This window comes from Pseudomonas gingeri, from assembly GCF_013385635.1.
GTDB lineage: Bacteria > Pseudomonadota > Gammaproteobacteria > Pseudomonadales > Pseudomonadaceae > Aquipseudomonas > Aquipseudomonas gingeri_A.
Map to the genome: position 1 here is coordinate 19202 of NZ_JACAPR010000014.1, position 15227 is coordinate 34428.

Below are 15227 nucleotides of genomic sequence, written 5' to 3' on the forward strand. Positions count from 1 at the left end.
CCGGCTTGCCGGCGATCCGCCGCAGGCGGCCATCCTGCAGGGGTGGCAGCGCTGACACTATCGCCATCGCCGGCAGGCCGGCTCCTGCGAGGCCTGGATTGACCATCGATGAGCTGCCTTGCGGCGCTTTTGAACTACGCTGATTCCGACCTGTGAACTCTCTGTGCGCCATCCGAGTCTGATCAGGAGGATTTGCAGCGCAACTCGCGTTAAACTGCGCGGGTTTTTCAGCCCCCCTTTCTCCGGAGCCATCCATGTCCCGCGTTACCCTGAGTCGCTATTTGATTGAGCAGACCCGCAGCAACAATACGCCTGCCGATCTGCGTTTCCTGATCGAAGTGGTCGCGCGTGCCTGCAAGGAAATCAGCCATGCCGTCTCCAAAGGCGCGCTGGGTGGGGTGCTGGGCAGCATGGGCACCGAGAACGTGCAGGGCGAAGTGCAGAAAAAGCTCGACGTACTGTCCAACGAAATCCTCCTCGAAGCCAACGAATGGGGCGGTCACCTGGCCGGCATGGCGTCCGAGGAAATGGACAATGCCTACCAGATTCCCGGCAAATACCCGAAAGGCGCCTACCTGCTGGTATTCGACCCGCTGGACGGTTCGTCGAACATCGATATCAACGCACCGGTCGGTACCATCTTCTCGGTACTGCGTTGCCCGAACGAATACCTGAGCCAGAACGAAGCCTTGAACGAAAAGGCTTTCCTGCAGCCAGGCACCGAGCAGGTAGCCGCCGGTTATGCCATCTATGGCCCGCAGACCATGCTGGTGCTGACCCTCGGTGATGGCGTGAAAGGCTTTACCCTCGACCGTGAAATGGGCAGCTTCGTACTGACCCACGAAGACATCCAGATCCCGGCCTCCACTCAGGAGTTCGCGATCAACATGTCCAACCAGCGTCACTGGGAAGCGCCGGTACAGCGCTACGTCGAGGAATTGCTGGCCGGCGAAGAAGGCCCGCTGAAAAAGAACTACAACATGCGCTGGGTCGCCGCGATGGTGGCCGACGTGCACCGCATCCTGACCCGTGGCGGTCTTTTCATGTACCCGCGCGACAGCCGCGAGCCGTCCAAGCCGGGCAAGCTGCGCCTGATGTACGAAGCCAACCCGATGTCGTTCCTGGTGGAGCAGGCGGGCGGTGCGTCGACCGACGGTCACCAGCGCATCCTCGATATCCAGCCTGAAGGCCTGCACCAGCGCGTTGCGGTGTTCCTCGGCTCGAAGGAAGAAGTGGCCCGGGTAACCGACTACCACAAGGTGTAAACCCATGTCCGCGCCCTGGCAGCCGTTGCTCGATTGGTGGTTCGGTTTCGCCGGGACACCGGTCGGGATAGTGGCTGACAAGGGGCGGTTGTGGTTCGGCAAGCGTGACAGCCAGGACCTCGAGGCGCGCGAGCGTTTCGGGGATCAGGTCGAGCAGGCACTGGCTGGTGGATGGGTCGAGTGGACGCAATGTCCCGAAGGCTGGCTGGCCGTGGTGATCCTGCTCGATCAACTGCCGCGGATGATCTTTCGCGATACCCCGCAAGCCTTCTCCGGTGATGCCCGTGCCCAGGCGCTGGTGGCCCGGGGAATTGCCGCGGATTTCGACCGGCAACTGCCGGCGATGCAGCGGGCGTTTATCTACCTGGTGTTCGAACACTGCGAGAACCTGGCGGTGCAGAACGAGGCGGTGTCGCGTTTCGCGGCGTTGCTCGCGGAGCAGCCGGCGGAGCAACAGGCGGTGTTCGCCGATAACCTGGACTATGCCGAACGGCACCGGCAAGTGATTGCCCGGTTCGGGCGCTTTCCCCATCGCAATGCCATTCTCGGCCGTGAATCCACGGCCGAGGAAGTGGCGTTCCTGCGTGAGCCGGGCTCACGGTTCTAATCCGGTTTTGAATTCAGGCGCGGGCCTTGTGGGAGCCGGCTTGCCGGCGATGGCGTCCGTTCGGGCGATGCAGGGTTCGAGGGCCTCATCGCTGGCAAGCCGGCTCCTACACGGATCGTGGCAGCAACGATATTTTGCGGTGAGGCGCAAATTTGTGGGAGCCGGCTTGCCGGCGATGGCGGCTGATCAGGCGATGCAGGGCTCAAGGGCCTCATCGCTGGCAAGCCAGTTCCTACACGGACCGTGGCAGCAACGATATTTTGCGGTGAGGCGCAAATTTGTAGGAGCCGGCTTGCCGGCGATGGCGTCCGTTCGGGCGATGCAGGGCTCAAGGGCCTCATCGCTGGCAAGCCAGCTCCTACACGGACCGTGGCAGCAACGATATTTTGCGGTGAGGCGCAAATTTGTGGGAGCCGGCTTGCCGGCGATGGCGGCTGATCAGGCAATGCAGGGCTCAAGGGCCTCATCGCTGGCAAGCCAGCTCCTACACGGACCGTGGCAGCAACGATATTTTGCGGTGAGGCGCAAACTTGTAGGAGCCCGGCTTGCCGGCGATGGCGTCCGTTCGGGCGATGCAGGACTCAAGGGCCTCATCGCTGGCAAGCCAGCTCCTACACGGACCGTGGCAGCAACGATATTTTGCGGTGTCCTGTCGGTTGTTAAATCCGGAAACTCCCCACCAACTGCTTCAAGCGTGCCGCCTGCTGTTCCAGGTCCGCGCAAGCACGCAGGGTCGACTGCAGGTTTTCCACGCCTTCCTGGTTCAGCGTGTTGATCTCGGTGATATCGACATTGATCGATTCCACCACCGCGGTCTGTTCCTCGGTCGCGGTCGCTACCGACTGGTTCATGCCGTCGATCTCGCCGATCCGCTGGGTCACGCTGTCCAGCCGTTCGCCGGCCTGGTTGGCGATGCCGACGCTGCTTTCGCTCTGACGCTGGCTGTCGGTCATGATGCTCACCGCTTCCCGGGCACCGATCTGCAACTCCTCGATCATCTTCTGCACTTGCTGCGCCGAGTCCTGGGTGCGGTGCGCCAGGTTGCGCACTTCGTCCGCCACCACGGCAAAGCCGCGGCCGGCTTCACCGGCCCGCGCCGCTTCGATGGCGGCGTTGAGCGCCAGCAGGTTGGTCTGCTGGGAAATACTGGTGATCACTTCGAGAATCTGCCCGATGTTCACCGTGTTGCTGTTCAGGGTCTCGATATTGCCGCAGGAGTCGCTGATCTTCGCCGACAGCTGCTGCATGGCCACGATGGTCTTGTCCACCACCTGCTGGCCGTCTTCGGCGAGGCTGCGGGCATCGCTCGAATGCTGCGAGGCGAGGGCGGCGTTCTGGGCGATTTCCTGGGCCGCGGCACCGAGCTGGTTGATCGCCGCCGCGACGCTGCTGGTACGGCTGGCCTGCTGGTCGGAGTTGAGCATCGACGAGTTCGATGCGCTGACCACGCGCAGGGCGACCTCATTGACCTGGCCGGTGGCCGACGCCACTTCGCGGATCGAGGTGTGGATGCGTTCCACGAAGCGGTTGAACGACATGCCCAGGGTGCCGAATTCATCATGGCCGTGGATGGTCAGGCGCTTGGTCAGGTCGCCTTCACCCTCGGCGATATCGTGCATGGCCCGGCCCATCACGTGCAGCGGCTGCATCAGCACGCGGATCAGCATGCCCAGCAGGGCGATGATGATGACCACGGCGATCACCATGGCGATGATCGCCGAGGTGCGGAATTCGCTGAGCATCGAGAACGCGGTGTCCTGGTCCAGTACCAGCGCCACGTACCAGTCGGCCGAAGGCACGCCGTTGACATGGGTGAAGGAGATGAACTGGGTCTTGCCGTCCAGCACGACTTCCTTCAGACCGGCGCTGATCTTCGGCGTGTCGTTCGGGTAGGCCTCGGCGAGATTCTTGAGGATCAGCTTGCTGTCCGGGTGTACCAGGATCTTGCCGTCGGCGCTGACGATAAAGGCGTGGCCGTGGCCGCCGAAGTTCAGCGAGTTGATGATCGCGCTGACGCTGCCCAGGTCGATGTCCGCGCCGGTCACGCCGATGAACTTGCCGTCGTGCTGCACCGGGGTCGCCAGGGTGATCACCAGCTTGCCCGAGGAGGCGGCGATATAGGGTTCGGTGACGATGGTCTGCTGGGCGGCGGTGGCGGCCTTGTACCAGCCACGGGCGCGCGGGTCGTAGTCGGCAGGGCGGTTACCGGCCGGGACCGAGAACATCACGCCTTCCTGGCTGCCGAAATAGCTCAGTTGGAAGTTACCGGTATAAGCGGGGAGGCCGACGGCGCGCTTGAGGCTGTCGGCGGAGTTGCCGTCCACGGCGATCTGCTGCGACAGCGACTGCAGCAATTGGATGCGGCTTTCCACCCAGGTCTGGATGTTGCTGGTGGTCAGGCTGCCCAGTTCCTGCATCGAGGCTTCGGTGCTGCTGCGCAGTGCTTCGCGCTGGCGATAGTCGTTGAACAGGATAAAGCAGGCGAACGCCACCGCGACCACCAGGGCCGCAGCCAGGAGGATCTTGTGACTGAACTTGAAGTTTTTGCTCATGAAATGGCTGTCCGCAAGAGGTTGGTCAACGAGGGGGCGACAATTTGCCACGTTTGATGTCATGACGCCTCTATCTCTCGACACACTCTTGTTAAATATTAGTTTCTTGACGGTAAAGCCGACGAAATGCCTGTTTTCCTCGCAAAAGCGCTGATCTGCAAAGGAAAGTGCCGTAAGAAAAGGTCGTAGGCTCGGGAACCAGATGGCACTTTTCTCTTCTAAGCTTGCGGTAGGCCCCCGCGCCGACCTTTTCGTCCCCAGGAGTTTCTCCCCATGTCGTTGCGCTCTCTCGCTCTGCTGTCGTTCTGCGTGTTGTTGGTCGCTTGCAGCAAGGTCAACCAGGAAAACTACTCGAAGCTGTCGACGGGCATGCCCAAGGCCGAAGTCGAGTCGTTGCTCGGCAGTCCCTCGGATTGTTCCGGCGCGCTGGGCATGTCCAGTTGTACCTGGGGTAACAAGAACAGCTTTATCAGCGTGCAGTACGCCGGTGACAAAGTCCTGATGTTTTCCGGGCAAGGCCTGAAGTAAACCGGGGCGCAAGCCCTCGGGAGAAGAATAATGTTGCGTTTAGCAGTCTCTCTTTTGGCCGGTCTGTTGCTGGCTGGTTGCGCTACGTCGGGCGACGACCTGACGCCTAAAACCGCAGGTCATGTGGACCTCAAGCGTTACCAGGGCACCTGGTACGAGCTGGCGCGGATGCCGATGTACTTCCAGCGCAACTGCGCCCAATCCGAAGCCCGCTACAGCCTGATGGCCGACGGCAAGATGGCGGTGTTCAATCGCTGCCTGACCGAGCAGTGGACGTGGGAAGAGGCCAAGGGGACGGCGACGCCGCAAGTGGAAGGGCAGACCGACAAGCTGTGGGTGCGCTTCGACAACTGGTTCACCGCCTTGCTGCCGGGCGTGGCCAAGGGCAACTACTGGGTGTTGTATGTCAGTGATGACTACCACACCGCGATTGTCGGTGATCCGAGCCGGCGTTACCTGTGGCTGCTGTCGCGCAGCACCAAGGTCAATGCGGACGTTCGCGAGGATCTGCTGAGCCGGGCGCGCCAGCAAGGCTACGACACCACACGGCTGATCTGGCGTACGCCGGACTCGAAGATGCCTAACTGATTCGGACCAATGCGATCCCTTGTAGGAGCCGGCTTGCCGGCGATTGTGCCTGACAGTCGACATTTTCATCGCCTGGTACGCCGCCATCGCCGGCAAGCCGGCTCCTACAGGTTTTTGGCAGGCATGGCCTGTCTGCTCAGTTCAGCAGGTCACGCAAGACCTGGGTGAATGCTTGTGCGCTTTCTTCTTCTCCGGCATGGCGGCCACCGCGCACCGCCCATTGGCCGTTGACCATGACGTCACGGACCTGACGGTCGCCGCCGGCGAACAGCCAGCGATTGAGGATACCGTCCTCCTGGGCGGTCGCCAGGTACGGATCGCTGCCATCGAGCACCAGCCAGTCGGCACGTTTGCCCGCTTCCAGCTTGCCGATCGCTTGCCCGAGCGCCTGGGCGCCACCGTCCAGTGCCGCGTCATACAGGGTACGACCGACCATCGGCTGGTCGGCGCGATACAGACGGTTACGCCGCTGGTCGCGCAGGCGCTGGCCGTATTCCAGCCAGCGCAGTTCCTCGACCACGCTCAGTGACACATGGCTGTCGGAACCGATCCCCATGCGTCCGCCCTGGGCGAGGAAATCCACCGCCGGGAAGATCCCGTCGCCGAGATTCGCCTCGGTGGTCAGGCACAGCCCGGCGATCGCCCGGCTGCGAGCGATGCGCGTGACTTCCTCGGCGTCGGCATGGGTCGCGTGCACCAGGCACCAGCGTTCATCCACCTCGACATTATCGTACAGCCACTGCAGCGGCCGCTTGCCGCTCCAGGTCAGGCAGTCGTCGACTTCCTTCTGCTGCTCGGCGATGTGGATATGCACCGGGCACTGCCGGTCGCTGGCGGCCAGCACTTCGCTGATCTGCTGCGGTGTCACCGCGCGCAACGAGTGGAAGCACATGCCCAGGGCCTGGGCCGGTTGTCTGGCCAGCAACGGTTGCAAGCGGGCCTGCAGCTTCAGGTAGTTCTCGGTGCTGTTGATAAAGCGCCGCTGGCCGTCATTCGGGGTCTGGCCGCCAAAGCCGGAATGGCTGTAGAGCACGGGTAACAGGGTCAGGCCGATACCGGCGTCCGCGGCCGCCTGGCTGATCCGCAAACCCAGCTCCGCCGGATCGGCGTAGGGCTGGCCGTTGGTGTCGTGGTGTACATAGTGGAATTCGGCCACTGAGGTGTAACCGGCCTTGAGCATCTCGATATAGAGTTGACGGGCGATGATGCCCATCTGCTCCGGGCTGATCTTGCCCACCAGCCGATACATCAGGTCACGCCAGGTCCAGAAGCTGTCGTTCGGATTGCCGGCCACTTCCGCCAGGCCGCCCATCGCCCGCTGGAAGGCGTGGGAATGCAGGTTCGGCATGCCCGGCAATAGCGGGCCGCTCAACCGTTCGGCGCCTTCTGCATGGGAATCGGCCTGGACCTGGCTCAGCACGCCCTCGGCGTTGACCTCCAGGCGTACGTTTTTGGCCCATCCACTAGGCAGCAGCGCGCGTTCGGCAAAGAAGGCGGACATGGTTCAGCACCCCATCGTGTGTTATTTGTATATACATATACAGACGTTTGCCTGCCCGGTAAACTCCGGCAAGCTAGCAACCTTTAAAATCGAACAAGGATTTCCTGTGCCGACTCCGCCTGCCAACAACCCGCTGGCTGCCCACATGGGTGACAGTCCGGCGCCGTTATATGCCCGCGTCAAGCAGATGATCACCCAGCAGATCGACAGCGGAAACTGGCCGCCGCATTACCGCGTGCCGTCCGAAAGCGAGCTGGTCGAGCAACTGGGCTACAGCCGCATGACCATCAACCGTGCCCTGCGGGAAATGACCGCCGAAGGCCTGCTGGTGCGCATGCAGGGCGTGGGCACTTTTGTCGCCGAGCCCAAGAGCCAGTCGGCGCTGTTCGAGGTGCACAACATTGCCGATGAGATCGCCGCGCGCGGCCATCGCCACACCTGCCAGATCATCACCCTCGGCGAAGAGGCCGCCGGCTCCGAGCGCGCCGTGGCCCTGGACATGCGTGAAGGGCAGAAGGTCTTCCATTCGCTGATCGTGCATTTCGAGAACGATATCCCGGTGCAGATCGAAGACCGCTTCGTCAATGCGCTGGTGGCGCCGGACTACCTCAAGCAGGACTTCACCCTGCAGACGCCTTACGCCTATCTGTCCCAGGTCGCGCCACTGACCGAGGGCGAGCATGTGGTTGAAGCCATTCTTGCCGATGCCACCGAATGCAAGCTGTTGCAGATCGAGCCGGGCGAGCCGTGCCTGATGATCCGCCGCCGGACCTGGTCCGGTCGCCAGCCGGTGACCGCCGCCCGCCTGATCCACCCCGGTTCCCGTCATCGCCTGGAAGGACGCTTTACCAAATGAGTTCACTGAAAGTCTTGCGCGCGGCGGATTACCCGCGCATGCCGTGGAAAAACGGCGGCGGCAGCACCGAGGAAATCACCCGTGACGCCGGCGAGGGCCTGGAGGGTTTCGGCTGGCGCCTGTCGATTGCCGATATCGGCGAGTCGGGCGGCTTTTCCAGCTTTGCCGGCTACGAGCGGATCATCACCGTGTTGCAGGGCGCTGGCATGACCTTGCAGGTCGATGGCGAGCGCACCCGCGCGCTGTTGCCGCTGGACCCCTTTGCCTTCAGTGGCGCGAGCCAGGTCAGTTGCACGCTGCTCGACGGGCCGATCCGCGATTTCAACCTGATCTATGCCCCGGACCGCTACAGCGCCCGCCTGCAATGGCTGGATGCCGCGCAGCCCAAGCGTTTCTTCAGCTCGGCGGCGGTGCTGCTGATCTTCAGTGTCAGCGATCAACTGCATGTCGGCCTGGGCAATACCGGCTATGAAGTGCTGGGTCGCCATGACTGCCTGCAGTTGGACAGCAACGCGCAGTTGCTGGAAGTCTCGGTGACCGGCCGCTGCTGCGTGATCGAGCTGACGCCCGCCTGATAACCTCTTTCTCCTGTGGTGCGGCGGCCTGATCGTTCCCACGCTCTGCGTGGTAACGCCTCACTGGACGCTCTGCGTCTCCTCAAAAGCTTCGCGGGCAAGCCCCACAGCGTCACGGGCTGCATGCCCACGCAGAGCGTGGGAACGATCAGCCCCTTCGCGCACCAACTTGTTACCGAACGCCCCAGCATGGCGCAAAACCTTCCCTCGGTAACAGCTTCCTACCTGCAGTTTCTCCTCGTCCTACAATTTCATTTTCCGCTTCAAGCCCCGTACCACGGCGTTCGCCGACTATTCTGAAAAAATCTTCAGCACCAGATTCTCAAGTTGGCCGCTCGATTGCATATGCTTGTATGTACAAGTAAAGATGTGTGCGTATGAGTCATCAGGGATAGTTACGCGCCACCCCATTTTTCGCGTGTGCAGGGTCAACCCGCACATGCTCGCTTGCCCACTGCCTGGGCGGGTTCGGACGATCGCAGAGGAGTTTTTTCGTGACTGAGAATACCCAGAAACCTACCGCCACTTTTACCAAGCGCCGTGACGTCGAAATCCGTGCCGCCCGTGGCAACAAGCTGACCGCCAAGAGCTGGCTGACCGAAGCGCCACTGCGGATGCTGATGAACAACCTCGACCCGCAAGTGGCCGAGAACCCCAAGGAACTGGTGGTCTACGGTGGTATAGGCCGGGCCGCGCGCAACTGGGAATGCTACGACAAGATCGTCGAGAGCCTGACCAACCTGAATGACGACGAGACCCTGCTGGTGCAATCCGGCAAGCCGGTCGGCGTGTTCAAGACCCACAGCAACGCGCCACGCGTGCTGATCGCCAACTCCAACCTGGTGCCGCACTGGGCGACCTGGGAACACTTCAACGAGCTGGATGCCAAGGGCCTGGCCATGTACGGCCAGATGACCGCCGGCAGCTGGATCTATATCGGCAGCCAGGGCATTGTCCAGGGCACCTATGAAACCTTCGTCGAAGCCGGTCGCCAGCACTACGACAACAACCTGAAAGGTCGTTGGGTGCTGACCGCGGGCCTGGGTGGCATGGGCGGCGCGCAACCCCTGGCCGCGACTCTGGCCGGCGCCTGCTCGCTGAACATCGAATGCCAGCAGGTCAGCATCGATTTCCGCCTGAACAGCCGTTATGTCGATGAGCAAGCCACCGACCTCGACGACGCCCTGGCGCGTATCGCCAAATACACCAAGGAAGGCAAGGCGATTTCCATTGCCCTGCTCGGCAACGCGGCCGAAATCCTGCCGGAACTGGTCAAGCGCGGCGTGCGCCCGGACATGGTCACCGACCAGACCAGTGCCCATGACCCGCTCAACGGCTACCTGCCGGCCGGCTGGACCTGGGAAGAGTATCGCGCTCGCGCCCTCACCGAACCCGCGGTGGTGGTGAAGGCGGCCAAGGCTTCCATGGCTGTGCACGTCAAGGCGATGCTCGACTTCCAGAAACAGGGCATCCCGACTTTCGACTACGGCAACAACATCCGTCAGATGGCCCAGGAAGAAGGCGTCGAGAACGCGTTCGACTTCCCCGGCTTCGTACCGGCCTATATCCGTCCGCTGTTCTGCCGCGGCATCGGTCCGTTCCGCTGGGCCGCGCTGTCGGGCGATCCGCAGGACATCTACAAGACCGACGCCAAGGTCAAGGAACTGATTCCGGACGACGCCCACCTGCACAACTGGCTGGACATGGCGCGCGAGCGCATCAGCTTCCAGGGCCTGCCGGCACGTATCTGCTGGGTTGGCCTGGGCCTGCGCGCCAAGCTGGGCCTGGCCTTCAACGAAATGGTCCGCAGCGGCGAGCTGTCGGCACCGATCGTGATCGGCCGCGACCACCTGGACTCCGGTTCCGTATCCAGCCCGAACCGCGAAACCGAGTCGATGCAGGACGGTTCCGACGCCGTGTCCGACTGGCCACTGCTGAACGCCCTGCTCAACACCGCCAGCGGCGCGACCTGGGTTTCCCTGCACCACGGCGGCGGTGTCGGCATGGGCTTCTCCCAGCATTCGGGCATGGTGATCGTCTGTGACGGTACCGACGAAGCGGCCGAGCGTATCGCCCGCGTGCTGCACAACGACCCGGCGACCGGTGTCATGCGCCACGCCGATGCCGGTTACCAGATCGCCATCGACTGCGCCAAGGAACAAGGCCTGAACCTGCCGATGATCACCGGTAAGTAAACGGTTGCAGGAAACCCGACCTTGTAGGCGCTGGCTTGCCAGCGATGACGACCGAACAGTCGATGCCAGACTCACAGGCCTCATCGCCGGCAAGCCGGCTCCTGCGGGAAGTGGGTGTTTCACTAGCGTTGCGTACATACCGGAAAACAATCCACAGAGGTTGAACAATGGCTGCGTCACATGATCGTGCAAGTAACAAACCGTTGATCGAAAGGCGTTCGATCGACTACATCCCGGAAGCGGAAAGACACGGTCGTCTACTCAGTCAGTTCACCCTGTGGTTGGGTGCCAACCTGCAGATCACGGCAATTGTCACCGGCGCGTTGGCGGTGGTGCTCGGCGGCGATGTGTACTGGTCGCTGGTCGGCCTGCTGCTCGGGCAACTGCTCGGCGGCGGGGTGATGGCGCTGCACGCTGCGCAAGGTCCGCAACTGGGCCTGCCGCAGATGATTTCCAGCCGTGTGCAGTTCGGCGTCTACGGTGCGGTGATTCCGCTGGTGCTGGTGTGCCTGATGTACATCGGCTTCTCGGCCAGCGGTTCGCTGCTGGCCGGGCAGGCGGTGGCGCAGTTGCTCCATGTCGAGGATTGGCTCGGCATCGTGCTGTTCGCCGCCTCGATCATGGTCTTCACCATCTTCGGCTACCGGGTGATCCACGGCATCGGCCGGATCGCCAGTGTGCTGGGGGTGATCGCCTTCATCTACCTGTTCTACAAACTGCTGGCCGGCAACGATATTTCCGCGTTGCTGGGCAACAAGCATTTCTCCCTGGCGAGTTTCCTGCTGGCGGTGTCGTTGTCGGCATCCTGGCAGATCGCGTTCGGGCCCTACGTGGCGGACTACTCGCGTTACCTGCCACGCAGTACCTCGGCTTCGAAAACCTTCTGGGCCGTGGGCCTGGGTTCGGTGATCGGCGCCCAGGCCTCGATGGTCTTCGGCGTGTTCGCGGCGGCCCTGGCCGGCTCGCAATTCGCCCACCACGAGGTGTCGTTCATCGTCAGTCTCGGCGGTACCGGGATTGTCGCGGCGGCGCTGTACTTCGCCGTGGCCTTCGGCAAGGTCACCGTGACCACGCTGAACGCCTATGGCAGCTTCATGTCGATCGCCACCATCATCAGCGGTTTCCGTGGCAGCCGGCATATTTCCAGCGGCGTGCGCCTGCTCTACATCTTCATCATGGTGAGTATCGCCGCCACCCTGGCGCTGCTCGGCAAGGATTCGTTCCTCAAGGACTTCTCCGCGTTCATCCTGTTCCTGCTGGCGTTCTTCACGCCCTGGAGCGCGATCAACCTGGTGGACTTCTACTGCATCACCAAGGAACGCTACGACATCCCTGCGCTGTCCGATCCCAACGCCCGCTACGGTCGCTGGAACATCATGGGCATCAGCATCTATGTGTTCGGCGTGCTGATCCAGATGCCGTTCATTTCCACGCACTTCTACACCGGCCCCCTGGTGGCGAGCCTGGGCGATACCGATATCTCCTGGATCATCGGCCTGGTGGTGCCGGCGGCGTTGTACTACTTCGCCGCGAAGAAGTGGCATGGCGCGGTTCCTGATCGCTTGATCCTGCCGGTAGAGCAGGGCGACGTCGCAGCACAAAAGGTGGGTGGTCGGGCGCAGCCGTCGGCGGTCTAGCCGCCGGATGCACCCAACACCCGCATTGGAATACGTGGACAGGGCCTGCTTGCAGGCCAACCCGGGCCGGATGCCTCTTGACTGCCGTTAACCCATTCATGATTAGGAGCGTCACATAATGAAAATGACAAAGACCCTGCTGACCACGGCGTTATCCCTCGGCCTGTTGGCAGCTGCCGGCGCAAGCCAGGCCGCCGGCTGGTGCGAGTCCGGTAAGCCGGTGAAGTTCGCAGGCCTCAACTGGGAAAGCGGCATGTTGCTGACCGACGTCCTGCAGTTCGTCCTTGAAAAAGGCTACGACTGCAAGACCGACAGCCTGCCAGGCAACTCCATCACCATGGAGAACGCCCTGAGCAGCAACGATATCCAGATCTTCGCCGAGGAGTGGGTCGGCCGCAGTGAAGTCTGGAACAAGGCCGAGAAGGCCGGGAAGGTCATCGGTGTCGGCGCTCCGGTGGTCGGTGCCATCGAAGGCTGGTACGTGCCGCGTTATGTGGTCGAAGGCGATGCCAAGCGCAAGATCGAAGCCAAGGCACCCAACCTGAAGAAGATCTCCGACCTGGCGCAGTACGCCTCGGTGTTCAAGGACCAGGAAGAGCCGAGCAAGGGGCGTTTCTACAACTGCCCGGCCGGCTGGACCTGTGAACTGGACAACAGCGAGATGCTGAAAAGCTACGGCCTGGAAAGCACCTACACCAACTTCCGGCCTGGCACCGGGCCTGCTCTGGATGCCGCGGTGCTGTCGAGCTACAAGCGTGGCGAACCAATTCTGTTCTACTACTGGTCGCCGACGCCGCTGATGGGCCAGGTCGACCTGGTCAAGCTGGAAGAAAAACCGGGTGTCGACAAGAGCGTGAGCATCAAGGTCGGTCTGTCCAAGACGTTCCACGACGAAGCGCCTGAATTGGTCGCCGTGCTGGAAAAGGCTAATCTGCCGATCGATTTGTTGAACCAGAACCTGGGACGCATGACCAAGGAACGGATCGAATCGCCAAAGCTGGCGAAAATCTTCCTCAAGGAACACCCTGAGGTCTGGCAGGCTTGGGTCAGCGCTGACGCTGCCAAGAAAATCAACGCGGCTCTGTAGGTCGACTACCTCCCGGCTAACCGGAAGGCTGGCCGGGACGTTCGCTACATCCACTTGATCGAGAGTTTCCAATGTTTCCCGAGAATTTCACGTTTTCCATCGCCGACTGGGTCAACGGTTGGGTTGATTCGCTGGTGACCAACTACGGCGATGTGTTCCGGCACATCTCCGACACCCTGCTGTGGGCCATCGTCAATCTGGAAGGCCTGCTGCGCATGGCGCCCTGGTGGTTGATGCTGGCCATCGTCGGCGGCGTCGCCTGGCACGCCACCCGCAAGGTGGTGACCACGGCGGTGATCGTCGGCCTGCTGTTCCTGGTGGGCGCGGTCGGCCTGTGGGACAAGCTGATGCAGACCCTGGCGCTGATGCTGGTGGCGACGCTGATCTCGGTACTGATCGGGATTCCCCTGGGCATTCTGTCGGCGCGCAGCAATCGCCTGCGTTCGGTGCTGATGCCGCTGCTGGACATCATGCAGACCATGCCCAGCTTCGTGTACCTGATCCCGGTGCTGATGCTGTTCGGCCTGGGCAAGGTCCCGGCGATCTTCGCCACGGTGATCTATGCCGCGCCGCCGCTGATCCGCCTGACCGACCTGGGTATCCGCCAGGTGGACGGCGAGGTGATGGAAGCGATCAATGCCTTCGGTGCCAACCGCTGGCAGCAACTGTTCGGTGTGCAACTGCCGTTGGCCCTGCCGAGCATCATGGCCGGGATCAACCAGACCACCATGATGGCCCTGTCGATGGTGGTGATCGCCTCGATGATCGGTGCCCGTGGCCTGGGCGAAGATGTCCTGGTCGGGATCCAGACCCTGAACGTCGGGCGCGGTCTCGAAGCGGGGCTGGCCATCGTGATTCTTGCCGTGGTCATCGACCGCATTACCCAGGCCTATGGTCGTCCGCGCCATGAGGTGAGCAAATGACTGATTCCATCGTCAGCAAGATCGAAGTCAAGAACGTCTTCAAGATTTTCGGCGCGCGTTCCAACGACGCGCTGAACATGATCCGCCAGGGCAAGACCAAGGACCAGGTGCTGGCCGAGACCGGCTGCGTGGTCGGGGTCAATGACCTGTCGCTGACCATCGGTACCGGCGAGATATTCGTGATCATGGGCCTGTCGGGCTCCGGCAAGTCGACCCTGGTCCGTCACTTCAACCGCCTGATCGACCCCACCAGCGGCGCGATTCTGGTGGACGGCGTGGATATCCTCCAGCACGACATGGAAGCCTTGCGCGAATTCCGCCGGCACAAGATCAGCATGGTGTTCCAGAGCTTCGGCCTGCTGCCCCACAAGACCGTGCAGGAAAACATCGCCTATGGCCTCAAGGTCCGTGGCGAGAGCAAGGAAATGTGCGTCGAGCGTTCGCTGCACTGGATCAACACCGTGGGCCTCAAGGGCTACGAGAACAAGTACCCGCACCAGCTGTCGGGCGGCATGCGCCAGCGCGTCGGCCTGGCCCGGGCCCTGGCGGCGGACACCGACATCATCCTGATGGACGAGGCGTTCAGTGCCCTCGACCCGCTGATCCGCGCCGAGATGCAGGACCAGTTGCTGGAGCTGCAGAAGACGCTGCACAAGACCATCGTGTTCATTACCCACGACCTCGACGAGGCCGTGCGTATCGGTAACCGCATCGCGATTCTCAAGGACGGCAAGCTGATCCAGGTCGGCACGCCGAAGGAAATCCTGCATTCGCCGGCCGATGAGTATGTCGACCGCTTCGTGCAGCGGCGTGCGGCGACGGTTTAAGGCGCAAGAGATGTGGTGCCGGTGCGGGCCCCTTCGCGGGCAAGCCCGCTCCCACAGGGTTCAGAGTGGCTCGGGTGTTGTGCGGG

13 protein-coding genes and 1 pseudogene are annotated in these 15227 nt (G+C 62.3%); 11 read left to right on the forward strand and 3 right to left on the reverse strand.

Going from position 1 to position 15227, the window contains the following annotated elements; genetic code table 11:
* Positions 1 to 254 precede the first annotated feature (254 nt).
* Positions 255 to 1265: a class 1 fructose-bisphosphatase gene (locus HX851_RS21190; protein ID WP_177059793.1), complete on the forward strand. Its 1011-nt coding sequence runs from the start codon at positions 255 to 257 to the stop codon at positions 1263 to 1265.
* Positions 1266 to 1269: 4 nt separating this feature from the next.
* Positions 1270 to 1872, forward strand: coding sequence for a DUF924 family protein (locus HX851_RS21195; protein WP_177065972.1), 603 nt, complete (start codon positions 1270 to 1272; stop codon positions 1870 to 1872).
* A 659-nt stretch (positions 1873 to 2531) separates the two neighbouring features.
* Here the strand turns inward: HX851_RS21195 and HX851_RS45545 are convergent.
* Both HX851_RS45545 and HX851_RS45550 read right to left on the reverse strand, forming a co-directional pair.
* A complete protein-coding gene (locus HX851_RS45545; RefSeq protein ID WP_439899234.1) occupies positions 2532 to 3410 on the reverse strand; it encodes a methyl-accepting chemotaxis protein in 879 nt (292 codons plus the stop codon).
* A pseudogene (locus HX851_RS45550) lies at positions 3390 to 4487 on the reverse strand (HAMP domain-containing protein); the annotation flags it as partial. The pseudogene HX851_RS45550 and the gene HX851_RS45545, both read right to left, overlap by 21 nt.
* A 210-nt stretch (positions 4488 to 4697) precedes the next feature.
* Between HX851_RS45550 and bamE the strand changes: the two are divergent.
* On the forward strand, positions 4698 to 4952 hold the full coding sequence (bamE, locus tag HX851_RS21205) for an outer membrane protein assembly factor BamE domain-containing protein (protein ID WP_017126961.1): 255 nt from the start codon (positions 4698 to 4700) through the stop codon (positions 4950 to 4952).
* Positions 4953 to 4982: 30 nt separating this feature from the next.
* Entirely contained in the window at positions 4983 to 5540 is a 558-nt protein-coding gene (locus HX851_RS21210; protein WP_177063443.1) for a lipocalin family protein, read from the forward strand.
* A 136-nt stretch (positions 5541 to 5676) separates the two neighbouring features.
* Here HX851_RS21210 and HX851_RS21215 read toward each other — a convergent pair whose 3' ends face one another.
* Positions 5677 to 7041: a formimidoylglutamate deiminase gene (locus HX851_RS21215; RefSeq protein ID WP_177064427.1), complete on the reverse strand. Its 1365-nt coding sequence runs from the start codon at positions 7039 to 7041 to the stop codon at positions 5677 to 5679.
* A 145-nt stretch (positions 7042 to 7186) separates the two neighbouring features.
* Between HX851_RS21215 and hutC the strand changes: the two genes are divergently transcribed.
* From hutC to HX851_RS21250, 7 genes are all read left to right on the forward strand, one after another.
* Positions 7187 to 7897, forward strand: coding sequence for a histidine utilization transcriptional repressor HutC (gene hutC / locus HX851_RS21220; RefSeq protein WP_177063482.1), 711 nt, complete (start codon positions 7187 to 7189; stop codon positions 7895 to 7897).
* Complete coding sequence (locus tag HX851_RS21225) at positions 7894 to 8472, forward strand: HutD/Ves family protein (RefSeq protein ID WP_177063445.1); 579 nt, start codon at positions 7894 to 7896, stop codon at positions 8470 to 8472. The genes hutC and HX851_RS21225 overlap by 4 nt, the downstream gene beginning before the upstream one ends.
* 494 nt (positions 8473 to 8966) lie before the next feature.
* Entirely contained in the window at positions 8967 to 10667 is a 1701-nt protein-coding gene (gene hutU, locus HX851_RS21230) for a urocanate hydratase (RefSeq protein ID WP_017126956.1), read from the forward strand.
* A 167-nt stretch (positions 10668 to 10834) separates the two neighbouring features.
* Positions 10835 to 12304 carry a purine-cytosine permease family protein gene (locus tag HX851_RS21235; protein WP_177064428.1) on the forward strand — a complete coding sequence of 490 codons (1470 nt, stop codon included), beginning with the start codon at positions 10835 to 10837 and terminating at the stop codon, positions 12302 to 12304.
* 118 nt (positions 12305 to 12422) lie between these two features.
* Complete coding sequence (locus HX851_RS21240) at positions 12423 to 13391, forward strand: ABC transporter substrate-binding protein (RefSeq protein WP_177063447.1); 969 nt, start codon at positions 12423 to 12425, stop codon at positions 13389 to 13391.
* Between the two features lie 71 nt (positions 13392 to 13462).
* Positions 13463 to 14314 carry an ABC transporter permease gene (locus tag HX851_RS21245; protein ID WP_177063448.1) on the forward strand — a complete coding sequence of 284 codons (852 nt, stop codon included), beginning with the start codon at positions 13463 to 13465 and terminating at the stop codon, positions 14312 to 14314.
* Entirely contained in the window at positions 14311 to 15141 is an 831-nt protein-coding gene (locus HX851_RS21250; RefSeq protein ID WP_177064429.1) for a quaternary amine ABC transporter ATP-binding protein, read from the forward strand. The genes HX851_RS21245 and HX851_RS21250 overlap by 4 nt, the downstream gene beginning before the upstream one ends.
* The last annotated feature ends 86 nt before the right edge of the window (positions 15142 to 15227 follow it).

Bases quoted from the DNA above. Each gene is read 5' to 3' on its own strand.
- HX851_RS21190 (WP_177059793.1), top strand. From the start codon at position 255: ATGTCCCGCGTTACCCTGAGTCGCTATTTGATTGAGCAGACCCGCAGC.
- HX851_RS21195 (WP_177065972.1), top strand. From the start codon at position 1,270: ATGTCCGCGCCCTGGCAGCCGTTGCTCGATTGGTGGTTCGGTTTCGCC.
- HX851_RS45545 (WP_439899234.1), bottom strand. From the start codon at position 3,410: ATGTCGTTCAACCGCTTCGTGGAACGCATCCACACCTCGATCCGCGAA.
- bamE (WP_017126961.1), top strand. From the start codon at position 4,698: ATGTCGTTGCGCTCTCTCGCTCTGCTGTCGTTCTGCGTGTTGTTGGTC.
- HX851_RS21210 (WP_177063443.1), top strand. From the start codon at position 4,983: ATGTTGCGTTTAGCAGTCTCTCTTTTGGCCGGTCTGTTGCTGGCTGGT.
- HX851_RS21215 (WP_177064427.1), bottom strand. From the start codon at position 7,041: ATGTCCGCCTTCTTTGCCGAACGCGCGCTGCTGCCTAGTGGATGGGCC.
- hutC (WP_177063482.1), top strand. From the start codon at position 7,187: ATGGGTGACAGTCCGGCGCCGTTATATGCCCGCGTCAAGCAGATGATC.
- HX851_RS21225 (WP_177063445.1), top strand. From the start codon at position 7,894: ATGAGTTCACTGAAAGTCTTGCGCGCGGCGGATTACCCGCGCATGCCG.
- HX851_RS21235 (WP_177064428.1), top strand. From the start codon at position 10,835: ATGGCTGCGTCACATGATCGTGCAAGTAACAAACCGTTGATCGAAAGG.
- HX851_RS21240 (WP_177063447.1), top strand. From the start codon at position 12,423: ATGAAAATGACAAAGACCCTGCTGACCACGGCGTTATCCCTCGGCCTG.
- HX851_RS21245 (WP_177063448.1), top strand. From the start codon at position 13,463: ATGTTTCCCGAGAATTTCACGTTTTCCATCGCCGACTGGGTCAACGGT.
- HX851_RS21250 (WP_177064429.1), top strand. From the start codon at position 14,311: ATGACTGATTCCATCGTCAGCAAGATCGAAGTCAAGAACGTCTTCAAG.